Source organism: Paenibacillus thalictri, from assembly GCF_004307995.1.
Lineage (GTDB): Bacteria > Bacillota > Bacilli > Paenibacillales > NBRC-103111 > Paenibacillus_AF > Paenibacillus_AF thalictri.
In genome coordinates this window covers 135,878-148,520 of sequence record NZ_SIRE01000007.1, presented here as the reverse complement: position 1 = coordinate 148,520, position 12,643 = coordinate 135,878, and the positions used below count along the sequence as shown (strand labels likewise).

The window sequence follows — 12,643 nt, the reverse complement described above, 5'->3', positions numbered from 1 at the left end:
ACCGAAGGTCGATCCGCCGTTTACCCATATCGCTACTGAAAGGAACTTGTCACGTATGAAAGCAAGAGTCGGAGCCGTAGGACCTAAAGACTCCATCGAACTAATCCTTGAAATCGGCAAGGAATTCCAAAACCAGCTGACTGTCATCCCGTTTATATACAACACGATGAGCGAAACGAGCGACATCGTCGTGCGGGAAGAAAGCAATATCGATATTTGGGTATTTTCCGGCCAAGCCCCTTACGCCATCGCCCAAGAGCGGCAAATCAAGCAAAAAGCGCTGTATCCGCAGCTCAACGGCTCCAGTCTAACCAAGGTGCTGCTGGAGATCGTTTACCGCGACCGCTTGGCTTTGGGGCGCACCAGCTTCGATACGATTCTCCCGGATCATTTTAACGAAACGTGCACCGAACTCGGTCTTGTTTGCGATCCGCTCCACCTGCTCTCCTATACTGGCTTTAAGCCCGAAGAAGAAGTGCTGGAATTTCACCTCAAGCTGATCGCCGAAGGCAAGGTCGACGCTATCGCCACCTGCCTGAGCGGCGTATACGAAAAGCTGAAGGCGCGGGGCGTACCCGTATACCGGATTCAGCCGAACCGAATGACGATCCGCACGATGCTGAATTTGGCCAGCAACGAAGGCGAAACAATCCATTTCAAAAAATCGCAAATCGCTGTCATGCTGATCCACATCGACGAACCGGAGAAGCTGATCGGTCAAAATAAAAGTGCGTACGATATACGGCGGCTCGATCTGCAATTTCAAGAAATTATAATCGGCCATGTGGAGGCGCTCTCCGGTTCGTTCATCGCGCTGGGCAACGGCAAGTTCCTTGTCTTTACGACACGCGGCGCGTTCGAGGCGGCGGATTCGACGGCGCATCCAACCGTGCTGCTGGAGAAGCTTGCCCTGATCACCGATTTAAAAACAAATATCGGCATCGGTTTTGGCGTCACCGTGCTGGCAGCGGAGCGCAACGCCCAGCTTGCCCTGCAGCATGCCAGATCGGGCGGCAATTTCAGCGCCGTGCTTGTGAAGGACACGGGGGAAATCGAAGGTCCATTGCAGCAGGACAAAAGCATTAATTTCCATTACCGGACGGAGGACATGCAGTTCCGCGATTTGCTGAAAAAAGCCGGCGTGACGGTCACGACCTACAACAAGCTGCTGTCCGTGCAAAAAAATGTCGGCCAAGATTCGATCAGTGCTTCGCTGATTGCCGAAACGTTAAGCATGACCAAACGCAACGCCCGCCGTATTCTGACCGACCTTGAGGAGCATGGCCTCGTCGAGCTGATCGGCGAAGAAGCGCCCACGAACCGCGGGCGGCCGCGCAAAATATACCGTATCAAGCCCGTACAGTAAGCGGCGGGGCGGGGAACCGCAGCGGGCGGGATCGCCCGGGTTCGAGTCACCTGATTGTCGGCTCGGTCGGCAAACTTCGGATCGGGCAAATCAGCCGAGTTTCGGGTCCGACAGAATCGTGTGATATCCTGCGGATTTCGGTTCGCGCGACTGTCGCGATCGCCCGCCCGGCATTGGGAGCCCGCACCTTATTGCTTGTCCAGCAGCGCTGCGCCGGCAATGCCGGGATGCGTCATCTCGTACGGATCAAGAATCAGGTTCAGCTCCTCTTCAGTCAGCACGTTGTGCAGCAGGCACAGCTCGCGCACAGACTTACCGGTCAGCGTCGCCTCGCGGGCGATGCGGGCCGCCGTTTCATAACCGAGATGAGGATTCAGCGCCGTAATGACGCCGACGCTTTGCTCCACGTAATCCGCGCAACGCGCTTCGTTTGCTTCGATCCCTTCCAAACAAAACTTCGTAAACGCCTCAAACACTTGGTTCATCATGCTCAGCGACTGAATGAGGTTAAAGACAAGCACAGGCCCCATCACGTTTAGCTCCAGTTGGCCCGCCTCCGACGCCAGACAAATCGTATGGTCGTTGCCGATCACCTGGAAGGCCACCTGATTGACGACCTCACACATCACCGGGTTCACTTTGCCCGGCATGATCGAAGAACCCGGCTGTCTGGCCGGCAGGCTGATTTCGCCGAGACCAGCCCGTGGGCCGGAAGCCATCAAGCGCAGATCGTTGGCGATTTTGGACATATTGATCATACATACCTTCAGCGCCGCCGACACTTCCGTATAAGCGTCGGTGTTTTGCGTGGCGTCGATCAAGTTGTCGGCGCTTACAATCGGGTGGCCGGTCAGCTCTGCCAGCAGACCGACGACGCTGCGGATATAGCGGGGATCGGCGTTAAGTCCCGTGCCAACCGCGGTTGCGCCCATGTTGACCTCGTACAAATGCCGGCGGGTTTGCCCGATGCGCTGCATATCGCGCAGCAGCACTTTCGCATAGGCGCCGAATTCTTGTCCGAGGCGGATCGGAACTCCGTCCTGCAGATGGGTGCGTCCCATTTTGATCACAGGGTCGAATTGCTCGGCCTTGCGCTTGAATGTCCGCTGCAGCTCTTCCATCGTCAACAGCAGCCGCTCGATCAACGCCAGCACCGCAATGTGCACCGCCGTCGGAACGGCGTCGTTGGTGGACTGCGCCATGTTGACATGCGTGTTTGGGCTAAGCGTGAAATAATCACCTTTGACCCCGCCGAGCAATTCAATCGCACGATTGGCGATCACCTCGTTGGCGTTCATGTTGATCGACGTACCCGCTCCGCCTTGGATCGGATCCACGACAAACTGCTCGTGCCATTTCCCCTGCACAATTTCTTCCGCCGCCTGCACGATCGCCCGGCCCAACCGGGGATGCAGCTGGCCCGTTTCCATATTGGCCATAGCAGCCGCTTTTTTCACAATCGCCAGCGCTTTGATCAGCTCGTTATGGATCGTATACCCGCTGATCGGAAAGTTTTCTACCGCCCGCATCGTCTGGATGCCGTAGTAGGCTTCCGCCGGCACTTCCTTTTGACCGAGAAAATCTTTTTCGATCCGGGTTTGCACAACCGTTTCGTTCATCGCCTATCGCCGCCTTATGTTAAGAGATGATGACTTTACCGATATGACCCGCGATTTCGATTCGGGTCCCGAATGGAGCGGACAACATCTGCAGCGTTTGCAAAACGCCGGTGTCGGGGGTCAGCGCCGGCCAACCTCTGCTGTAGCGCGACTGGCCAAAGCCCATCTCGATCGGGTAAAGCGCCAGTTCTTTCAGCTCGCCGTCTTCCATCGTCCAAAAAGGCACAATCGACGACCACACCTTCGGATCGGTGCCCAGCCCCCTCGTTTCATTGCCGCTGCGCTTGTCCAGCGCATCGGAGATCGTGTCCGTATGGCCAAGCCCATATTTCTCGTAAAAATCCGCCGGCAGATGCGTCACCGTGTCGTTTTGGAAAATAAAATTGCCCAGGCTGTAAAAAATCGGCCGGTTTTTGTAAATCTCGATGCCCCGCACAATATGCGGCCCATGTCCGATCACGGCATGCGCTCCGCCGTCGATACACGCTCTGGCAAACGTTTTCAGGAAATCCGCCGGTTTGTCCTTGGCGTCCGCTTCCATCTCATGCGCGTGAATGCTGACCAGCACATAGTCGGCCTGACGCTTCGCTTCCGCAATCCGGACCAACATACGGCGCATATCGCCTTCGTGTGGCGTTGTCGCCAGCCCTTCCCGCTCACCCGCCATAAAACGGTGTTTGCCGAACATAAATACGTCGGTCTCCGCGCCGGTCGCAAAACCTTCTTTTTTGGACAACTTTTGCTGGGCGTTAATATGTACCGTATCGGCGATTTGCTTCAGCAGCTCCAGCCGCTCGGCGGAAACGATATGGTTCGCATGATACCGCAGCGGATTCACGCCGGGTCTGCCGGCAAGATCGGGACGCTGCTCCCCGGCCGCCCAAAAATCGTGGAAGGTGGACGTCGCCGCGATCAATGCGACCCGGCCCGCAGCCGTTTCGATGTATTTGACCTCGCTGGCTTCGGCCAAATTACGACCCACGCCGGCATGCACAAATCCGTATTGATCCAAATATTTGGCGGTAGCTTCGAGGCCATCGTACAAGTAATCCAGCGTATGGTTGTTTGCCCAAGCCACCGCGTTAAACCCGTAATCCGCGATATCCTGCAGCACTTCGGGCGGGGCGACGGCCCATGTGCCGCCGCTGAGCGCCGAAGGCGTTCCTTCAAAGCGGTGCGCCGTCACCTCCAGATTCGTAAAGCGGAAGTGCGCCCGGCGAATGAGGCCCGATATGCCGGCAAAACGTTCCGTCCGCTCGGCCGGCAATCTGCGGGTAATAAAGCTGTCTCCCGTAGCGACAAACGTCATCGCGTTGTTCATCTGCGGCTTTCCTCCTTTGCGGCATGGACGGCGCAAGGTTTGGACGGCTCCGTCGTTTCTTGGCATGCAAGCACAAGCCTCGCCAGCAGTTCCGCCCCGATGGCAAGCACGTTTTCGTCAAAATCGAAGCTGACGCCGTGATGCCCGTCCGTAAGCGGCGAGCCAAACAACAGATAAGACGCTTTGCCGCCCTGCTGCTGCACGCGGTTGATCATGTACACGACATCTTCGGACCCGCCAAGTTCCATATGCGGAACAAATGAGGTGACGCCGCTTGTCTGGTCCGCCGCTCCGCGGATCAGCGGGATCAGCTCCTCGCTGCTCTCGGCCCCCGGCGCTTCGCCGACAAGCTCCCAATCGCAGCTGACGTCGAAAATGTTGGCTGCGTTTTCAATGATGCGAATCGCTTCGCTTTTCATGTAGCCGTTCAGCTCCGTCGTTTCGCCGCGCGTTTCCAGCTTCATGATCGCCTTGTCGGCGACGATGTTGCGCCCGGAGCCCGCTTCCAGCGTGCCGACGTTGATCCGTGTCGCGCCGCCGCTGTGGCGGTTGATCCCGTTCAAATGCAGCGCGGCGGCCGCAGCGGCAAGCAGCGCATTGCGCCCTTCCTCAGGAGCGGCGCCGGCATGCGACGCTTTGCCGGTGTACGTGACGTTCAGCTTGGTCGTGGCGAGAAACCCGCCGACCGATGCGACGATTTCGCCAAGCGTCTTGCTTTTGAAAGCGATGTGACCTCCGAAGAAATAATCGACGCCATCCAGCCACCCGGCATCCACCATCGCTTTTGCGCCGCGGCTGCCTTCTTCGGCCGGCTGAAACAGAAGACGGATTTCACCGCACAACGCATCACGGCGCGCGGCCAAAATTCCCGCCACGCCAAGCCCAATCGACGTATGCCCGTCATGCCCGCAGGCGTGCATCATGTTGTCGTGGCGCGAAGCGAAACCTTCTTTGGCCGGACGGTGGTGTTCGCCTTCCGATTCGCTCAAATCGTTGGAATCGATATCAAACCGCAGCGCGACGACGGGGCCCGGTTTGCCGGTACGGATCACGCCGACGACGGCGGTATGGCCGCCTTGCATCCGCTCGACCCATGCCGGATCGGCGCCTTCGGCAATCGCTCTGTTTTCGTGAAACCGCAGCACATCGGGACTCGGGACGCCCATACGCGATTCCGGCCTGCACGCCGCTTCCCGCATGTGCAACTCGTAACCGAGGGAACTCAGCTGCCCGGCAACGATCGCCGCAGTGCGGTATTCGACCCAGCCCGATTCGGGATACATGTGCAAATCGCGTCTTCTCGCAATAAGCTTGTCCTTCATATCCTGCACTTGTTGACTGATTTCCATCTGTTGACGTTCCTCTCCTATGTAAAACGTAAATCTGTATTTTTTAAAGGAAATATTCCCTTATACTTCCCTATTTAACTATAAAATTAGCTCCGCCGCTTGTCAACCGTAATTTGCGCAGATCAATTTGCGCGCATCCGGCAACGGCAAAAACCTGGCGAAAAAAATCATGTGGTCACTGAAAAAACAAACCCCGATACGAATTCATGTGAATATTTGAATCCTATCCGTTAGCAGACAACGGGGAGCCACCAGGGCTCCCCGTTGTCTAATATGAACTTACCTCTAAACGGATAATGATCGGCTACAGACCGCAACTGCCCGCAACAAGTCCCTTGGGTGCTGCAGCCGTCTTGCCGCTTATTGCTCTTTGAGCAATTTCGTTTGCCCGTCTGCTTTCACTTCATAGAGCGGCGCGTCACCTTCCCACGCACCTGCAAAATAAAGCTTGCCGCCGATGAGAAACAGACTTACGGCGCGTACACCGCCGATCACGTTGGTAGGTTCGCTGCCATCGATGCGAATCTTCTCGATTGACGCAGAGCCCATGATGCCAAACCTGCCTTTGACGTAATAAATCCAGCCGTCGTTATAAGTGAGCGTGTCAAAGTTGACCGGTTCGTCAAATTTTCGGAGAGGGATGCTGCTGGAGCCTTGCAGACTCATTTTGAACAATTGATTGTCGTTGCCGTAATAAATCCAATCGTCTACGATTAGGAACGAATTAAAATGTCCTTCGCTCATCGGCGTCAGCTGCATCCCGTCCTTGCGGATCTTGCTTAATTTGTCGGGCTGCTCCGAGTCGCCGGGCTGCACGAAATAAATCCAGTCTTGCTGGACATGAATGGAGTCGGACACAGCGTTTCGCAGCGGCTCTTCCGTTTTCCCTTGAAACAAGTTTGTTTCTTCCGTGCCGTCGGTTCTGATCTTCTTGATTCCAAGCGTCTTGTAGAAGCCGACCGAATATTGCCCTTGTCCAGTTAACTTTTGGTCTACGTAATAGATCCAGTCACCGTCCACGGTTATTTTATATGCCGGAGCATCGGATATTCGGGTCCTTCCGGTACCGTCCGTGCGCACCTTAAAGATGCCTTGATGTTCATTTTTGCTTTTATCGATCACGGTATAATAAATCCACTCGCCCTTCACATTGATGGAAGCGGCGTTATCGTCCGTCAGCTTCTGTTTTTCGCTGCCGTCCTTTTTCATCTTGTATAAATAGTTATTGCCGAAGTAGCTGCTGTTCGGGTTAAAATAGATCCATTCTCCAGCTTCCGCCATTTGTCCGCCATTGTTCAAATTAAAGTTGTCATTTTCGGAAACGGGCCGCGCGCTGTCCGATGATGCGGCCGTGTCGATGCGATAGCCGCTTTGATTATCCCATGAGGTGTCCCACCCGAACACATCATGGGTAAATCTCCATGTCATCGGAAAATAGGTAATATTGCGGAACGACAGCACCGGATAAGGTTCGGACGCGTTATCGATCCGCTCCCCTCCCGCCTGAATGGCATAATCGGGCAGCACCGCTTCCGCAGCCGAAAATGTATTGGCTTCGGGGATCAGCGTTTGCGTCAAAGCTTTAGGCGCATTCCCTTTATCGATTGAAAAACCGGATCGGCTGTCAAATGAGGTCGTGAGGCCAAGCGCCCGCGAGTAGTCCCACGTCATCGGAAAATAGGTAATGTCTTTGTATACGATTAAAGGGTACTGGCTGTGAAGATTATCGACCGGAGTATGATTTAAAAATACGGGAAAAGAAGGAAGCGACACTTCTATCCGGTGAGCGGAGACCGCAGCTGCCTCATTACCCGGTATTGTCGCGGGAAATGCCAATAGTGACGCCAAAATAATAATCATTCGTTTCATATACTGATTCTCCTCCGGGCATATCATTGGTTTTAATTACCAGTGATGTAGACGCAGGGGCAATCCGAAAAGTTGCACTGGACGCAGCACATACTAAAATCGCACGCAAAAAAACCGCCGTCCAAGCAAATGCTTGAACAGCGGTCAATCGGCTGCCGAAGTACGGAAGCAGAAACGCAAGCAGAATATGGGAATAACATGCGGGTGCTACGCGTTCAATTCATTCAAAGCGACGGAAAGGCCGGCGTAATCGCCGACATGCTCCTTCAGTCCTGCCGGAACGATCTGGCAGACGGACAATGACAACGGGAGGCTCTGTTTCTTCAGCTCTTCCATAACAATTGGCTCCAGTAACGCCTGCTGCCGGCCGTAAATACTGCCGATCACAATGCGCTGCGGATTTAATATGTCAATCAATAACGCAAGCCCACGGCCAAGCTGCCGGCCTACGATCTCAAACACCTCCAGCGCAAGCGGATCGCCTTGGCCCGCAGCCGCACTGACGGATTGCGCCGTAATGCCTGCCAGCTCCTCTTGCGTCCGGCAAAAAGCCGGCGCCTCTCCCCGCTCCAGCTTCTGCGCCGCCATCGCCGCCGCCAGCCGGGCGATCCCGCCGCCGCTGCAGAAGCCTTCGAAGGAGCCGGCTTTGCCGTAGCCGACCGGCCCATCCTCTTCCATGCGGATATGCCCCACTTCCCCGGCCATATCGTTGGTTCCGGAATACAGCCGGCCGTCCAAAATAAGTCCGGACCCCATTCCTGTGCCGAATGTCAGGAATATCATGTTGCTGCAGCCCTTGCCTGCGCCCCACTTCCATTCCGCGAGGGCGCAAGCGTTGGCGTCATTCTGCAGGCCGACAGGAACGCCGTAGCGCTCGCGGAACGGCGATACGATATCGATGCGGTCCCAATTCGGCAAATTCGGCGGACTCAGCACCAGCCCGCTCCTGCTGTCGAGCGGTCCTCCGCAGCTGATGCCGATCGCTGCGAGACGGCCGCCGCCGTGAAGGCGAAGCATGTCGTCCAGCGTGCGGACGAATGCGGCTATCGTATCCGCCGGTCCCGGCGGCGTTGGAAAGCTTTCTTTGGCAATCAGCTCGATGTCCGATCCGCTCAGCCTGCCCAAGCTAACCGCACATTTCGTGCCTCCTACATCCAAACCAGCCAATACACCCATTAACCGAAATACTCCTTTTCCAGCAAAATACATAAAGCATGATAGATCGGCAAATGCCGCTCCTGAATGTCCGGCGTGATCGGTTCCGGCACACGAATCGTCACATCGCACAGCTGCGCCAGCTTGCCGCCGCCTTGGCCGGTCATGCCGATCGTGTTCATGCCAAGCGCCTTAGCCACTTGCATCGCCCGTACGACGTTGGCGGAATTGCCGGAAGTACTGAGTCCGATCAGCGAATCTCCCGGTTTACCGTAACCAAGCACCTGCTGCGCAAACACCATTTCTGACGACACATCGTTCATAAATGCCGTCATCAGCGACGTATGGGAAACCAGCGAAATCGCCGGCAGCGCACCTTGCAGATGGTCGGTAAGGAAATCCCCCTCCTGCGGAAACAACTCTTTAAAACGATCCCGCAAAGACTGCGGCAGCGGCCTTTTGGACATAAATCCCTTCATTAACTCGCCGACAATATGTTCACAATCGGAGGCGCTTCCCCCGTTGCCGCACAGCAATACTTTGCCGCCTTGATCGTACGTTTGTTTCAGCAAGGCAAATGTGTGTTTAATATCCTCTTCGCATGGAGCGACGTCCGGGTATTTGGCCAGAAGACTTTGCATAGTTTGGGTTTGCTGTTCGTTCATCAACGTTATTTCTCTCCTTTTTTTAGAAAACTTCATCTGTATAAGTTGAACAAATGATTTGGAAGCCCGTTCCATGCCGAAAGGGATTGCCTTGCCGGCTCAAACAACTTGTTTTAAATTCCTTTTATTAAATGGGCCGGTGGATGGTAGGAATTCAAAGCCAAAACTCGCCTGCAAGGCAATTCCCTTTCTCCACTGCACTCCGGTTTTTCCCTGATGTTCTTTTGTTCAACTTATATAGACCGTGGTCGCGCGTCTTTGAAGGACTTCAATCGAAGTTTTTCTTGTTTTTAAAATAAGCCGGTCTTTGCAAAATATCGTCAAGGATCAGCGCTCCCGCGCCTACCAGAACCGGATCCTGAGAAACCGTGTTCGTCTGAACGGCCAGCTTCTCATAAGCGCCCGGCAACGTCCGGTCGGCCAACACCGCCTTCACCCGTTCCAGCAGAAAATCGCCGGCAAGCGCCAAATCATCACCCAGCACAATCCGGTCCGGGTTCAGCGTATTGACGATATTTACCAATCCGTAGGCTAAGAAACGTGCCGCCTTATCAAATGCTTTAACACATGCCGGATCCTCTTCTTGCAGCGCCGAGATGGCGTCGGCATAAGTAAACCCTTCGGTTAAGCTGCTGGGCTCTCCGTCCTTCAACAAAACGCCGATGTCGTTCATGACCGTTTTTACCGAGCAATATTGCTCAAGACAACCGAGATTCCCGCATTCGCAGCGGATGCCGTTGTAATGGATGCTCATATGGCCAATTTCGCCGGCAAAACCGACCTGCCCTTTGTACAGTTGGCCGTCCGTGATAATGCCGGCCCCGATGCCCTGGCTGATCAGCACTCCGATCATCGTCCCCTGCTGCTGGCGTTGCGATCCGAACCACCATTCGGCAAGCGCTCCCGCCCTGGCGTCCTGCTCGACATAAACAGGAAGTCCGAACTCGGTTTCCAATTCCCGCTGGATAAACACCGGCTCCCATTTCATAAAATCGGCCATCAAGTAAATGTTTCCGCCGTCGCTAAGCAGCGGCCCCGGCACGGCAAGCCCAATGCCGGCAATGACCTGCCGGTGCTCTCCGCCCAGCAGCTCGCGGATCATTTCTTTCATTATATGGAAAGCGTGTTCCGGTTGATTGCGGACGTCCGCCTCAACCCGCTGGATCGCGTACTCCTTGCCGTCAATGTCGAATAAACCCGCGGAGACAAAAGCTCTCGCCAACCGCACGCCAATCACCTTTAACAGTCCGCCGTTCAGCTTCAGCCCGATCGACCTGCGGCCTCTGCCACCCTGCAGCATGCCGGTTTCCTGCACAAGCCCCCATGAGATAAGGTCGTTTACGATATTCGTGATCGTCGATTGCTGCAGCCCTGTCGTCTTGGCCAACTCGGCACGCGAGATAGCCTGAGTGTTCCGCAGCTGCCGGATGACCAAAGCGCGATTCATTTCCTGAACATGTTCCAAGTTGGTGCCGCGAGTGGAAGGAGCTTGGTGCATGGTGATACCCTCTTCGTGTTGTTTTTTTGGAAATCTGCTTTGTATGAATGTGTGCTTATAAAAATAGTAAATCCCATGCCAGTATATGTCAACGATTTTATTCATTGGATGAATTAATTCGATGGATGAAATAATTGATCAAAAAAATACCTCACCCTCAGCCCCACACTGATCTGGACATGCGGGCCGCTGTCAGACGGCGCACGCAAAAACAGCCGTCAATCCTATGTGGATTCCGGCTGTTTGATATTACGATACCGTATTTTATTGCCGTTTATACTTCACTCCAGTTTGTTGAATACGCCGGCCGCGAGCAGGTTTTTCTGCGGTGCGGATACTTGCCGTAGCCGCTTTCGGCTGCATAAAGGACGAAAACATTTTGAAATACGGAGTGACTTGCTTGTAGATTCCATAAAACTTCTGGATGTGCCCCATCATTTTGATCAGCCCGTCAAAGCCTCCGAAACTGCTGAACAGCGAAGCGCCTGCTCCGGCACCGGCCCCTGCGCCGCCGCCCGGGGTTGCACCTCCGCCGCCAAACCCCGAGAACAGTCCGTTGACCTGAGCTTTGTTCAAAAACGGCCGTGATGATTGACGCGATATACGCGCTGCGGCTCGAACGTTTTTTCTGGTTTTGTTGCGCATATAATCCCTCTCTCATATGTTGTTACTTCAAAATATGAGAAAATGCCGGGAAACGAGTGGGTTTTTGCCGTCATTCGGAAAAGTTATGCATATAGAATCGTTTCCGCTCCGCGCAGCAAGTCGTCGGTGCCGCCAAAATCGCAGTTGCTCAGGAAGATGAACGTCCGGTCTTGCGCAGGATAATGGCGATAGATGCACCTGCACCCGGGAAGCGATCCGCCATGGCCGTAGCTGTGCTCATACAAAGACAATCCGTAGCCGTAATAACGGGTCTGCGCAAAAGCATGTTGGGTCAGCATCCGTTTGATCGTATCCTCACGTGTTATCGCGTGGTGGCCGCCGGTAAACACCCGGTCCAGCTTCAGCAAATCTTCGGCTGTCGAATACATGCTTCCGGAAGCGCGAAAATTTTCCGCCGCCAAAAAAGGCGCCTTTACGATCTCCTGTGCTTTTTCCGTATAAGCTCCGGCCAGCCGCGGTATGATCCGTTCCGACTCAGCGAACCCGGTATCCGCCATGCCAAGCGGTTCAAGCAGGCGCGAATGAACGAACTGCTCGTAAGGCATGCCTGCCGTCCGGTCGATAATCAGCCCCAGCGCATTATAGCCGGTGTTGCAGTAACTCCAGCCTTCCCCGGGCAAAAAGTCCGGAAGCTCGCCCGCAATCAAGCCGAAAATGGCCTCATTAACAAACGACAGCTTTCCGCTTGTTTCAAAATAACCCGGGAGCCCTTCAAAATCAGACAGACCGGACGTATGGGTCAGCAGGTGGTGAATCGTGATCCGCTCATCCAATTCAGCGATTTCAGGCAAATAGGTTCTGGCGGTATCCGTCACCCGCAGTCGCCCTTGCTCCTCCAGCAGCATCACGGCAAGCGCCGTGATCGGCTTACTGATCGAAGCAATCAGGAAACGGGTCTCTGTTGTATTGGGAACGCCGTGCTCGCGGTTGGCAAGACCAAAAGCCCGCAAGTAACGGATTTCTCCGCGATGGGCGGACAATATGACACCGCTGAACGTGCCGGTAGACGCCGTCTGCTCGAAATAATCGGCAAGCCGTTGATCCGTATACATTAAATTCCCTCCTAAATCGATTTGCGCTGACCGGCTGCAAATCGGACTATGCCCCCGCTTACCGCCTAGGCTGACCGCCGTAT

General features: G+C 54.8%; 10 protein-coding genes. 1 reads left to right on the top strand and 9 read right to left on the bottom strand.

Translation table 11 applies throughout. The features are described from left to right. Positions 1 to 55: 55 nt before the first annotated feature. On the top strand, positions 56 to 1,366 hold the full coding sequence (locus tag EYB31_RS11085) for a helix-turn-helix domain-containing protein (protein ID WP_131013390.1): 1,311 nt from the start codon (positions 56 to 58) through the stop codon (positions 1,364 to 1,366). Positions 1,367 to 1,554: 188 nt separating this feature from the next. Here EYB31_RS11085 and aspA read toward each other — a convergent pair whose 3' ends face one another. The 9 genes from aspA to EYB31_RS11040 all read right to left on the bottom strand — a co-directional run bounded on the left by aspA (position 1,555) and on the right by EYB31_RS11040 (position 12,560). Then, complete coding sequence (gene aspA / locus EYB31_RS11080) at positions 1,555 to 2,985, bottom strand: aspartate ammonia-lyase (protein ID WP_131013389.1); 1,431 nt, start codon at positions 2,983 to 2,985, stop codon at positions 1,555 to 1,557. A 19-nt stretch (positions 2,986 to 3,004) separates the two neighbouring features. Beyond that, on the bottom strand, positions 3,005 to 4,306 hold the full coding sequence (locus EYB31_RS11075; protein ID WP_131013388.1) for a CapA family protein: 1,302 nt from the start codon (positions 4,304 to 4,306) through the stop codon (positions 3,005 to 3,007). Then, positions 4,303 to 5,655, bottom strand: coding sequence for an amidohydrolase (locus EYB31_RS11070; RefSeq protein WP_131013387.1), 1,353 nt, complete (start codon positions 5,653 to 5,655; stop codon positions 4,303 to 4,305). Before EYB31_RS11070 ends, EYB31_RS11075 begins: the two co-directional genes overlap by 4 nt. A 360-nt stretch (positions 5,656 to 6,015) precedes the next feature. Next, a complete protein-coding gene (locus EYB31_RS11065; protein WP_165452342.1) occupies positions 6,016 to 7,524 on the bottom strand; it encodes a DUF5050 domain-containing protein in 1,509 nt (502 codons plus the stop codon). Between the two features lie 207 nt (positions 7,525 to 7,731). Continuing rightward, positions 7,732 to 8,700, bottom strand: coding sequence for an ROK family protein (locus EYB31_RS11060; RefSeq protein WP_131013385.1), 969 nt, complete (start codon positions 8,698 to 8,700; stop codon positions 7,732 to 7,734). Further along, complete coding sequence (locus EYB31_RS11055; protein WP_240762306.1) at positions 8,700 to 9,344, bottom strand: D-sedoheptulose-7-phosphate isomerase; 645 nt, start codon at positions 9,342 to 9,344, stop codon at positions 8,700 to 8,702. The genes EYB31_RS11060 and EYB31_RS11055 overlap by 1 nt, the downstream gene beginning before the upstream one ends. A 268-nt stretch (positions 9,345 to 9,612) precedes the next feature. Next, positions 9,613 to 10,842 (bottom strand): ROK family transcriptional regulator, encoded by a 1,230-nt coding sequence (locus EYB31_RS11050; RefSeq protein WP_165452341.1) that lies wholly within the window; start codon positions 10,840 to 10,842, stop codon positions 9,613 to 9,615. 264 nt (positions 10,843 to 11,106) lie between these two features. Continuing rightward, entirely contained in the window at positions 11,107 to 11,418 is a 312-nt protein-coding gene (locus tag EYB31_RS11045) for a hypothetical protein (RefSeq protein WP_131013383.1), read from the bottom strand. 152 nt (positions 11,419 to 11,570) lie between these two features. Continuing rightward, positions 11,571 to 12,560 carry a serine hydrolase domain-containing protein gene (locus tag EYB31_RS11040; protein WP_131013382.1) on the bottom strand — a complete coding sequence of 330 codons (990 nt, stop codon included), beginning with the start codon at positions 12,558 to 12,560 and terminating at the stop codon, positions 11,571 to 11,573. Between the last annotated feature and the right edge of the window lie 83 nt (positions 12,561 to 12,643).

What these genes read in the sequence shown, in the direction of transcription:
- EYB31_RS11085 (WP_131013390.1), top strand. Translation starts at nt 56, where the DNA reads ATGAAAGCAAGAGTCGGAGCCGTAGGACCTAAAGACTCCATCGAACTA.
- aspA (WP_131013389.1), bottom strand. Translation starts at nt 2,985, where the DNA reads ATGAACGAAACGGTTGTGCAAACCCGGATCGAAAAAGATTTTCTCGGT.
- EYB31_RS11075 (WP_131013388.1), bottom strand. Translation starts at nt 4,306, where the DNA reads ATGAACAACGCGATGACGTTTGTCGCTACGGGAGACAGCTTTATTACC.
- EYB31_RS11070 (WP_131013387.1), bottom strand. Translation starts at nt 5,655, where the DNA reads ATGGAAATCAGTCAACAAGTGCAGGATATGAAGGACAAGCTTATTGCG.
- EYB31_RS11065 (WP_165452342.1), bottom strand. Translation starts at nt 7,524, where the DNA reads ATGAAACGAATGATTATTATTTTGGCGTCACTATTGGCATTTCCCGCG.
- EYB31_RS11060 (WP_131013385.1), bottom strand. Translation starts at nt 8,700, where the DNA reads ATGGGTGTATTGGCTGGTTTGGATGTAGGAGGCACGAAATGTGCGGTT.
- EYB31_RS11055 (WP_240762306.1), bottom strand. Translation starts at nt 9,344, where the DNA reads ATGAACGAACAGCAAACCCAAACTATGCAAAGTCTTCTGGCCAAATAC.
- EYB31_RS11050 (WP_165452341.1), bottom strand. Translation starts at nt 10,842, where the DNA reads ATGCACCAAGCTCCTTCCACTCGCGGCACCAACTTGGAACATGTTCAG.
- EYB31_RS11040 (WP_131013382.1), bottom strand. Translation starts at nt 12,560, where the DNA reads ATGTATACGGATCAACGGCTTGCCGATTATTTCGAGCAGACGGCGTCT.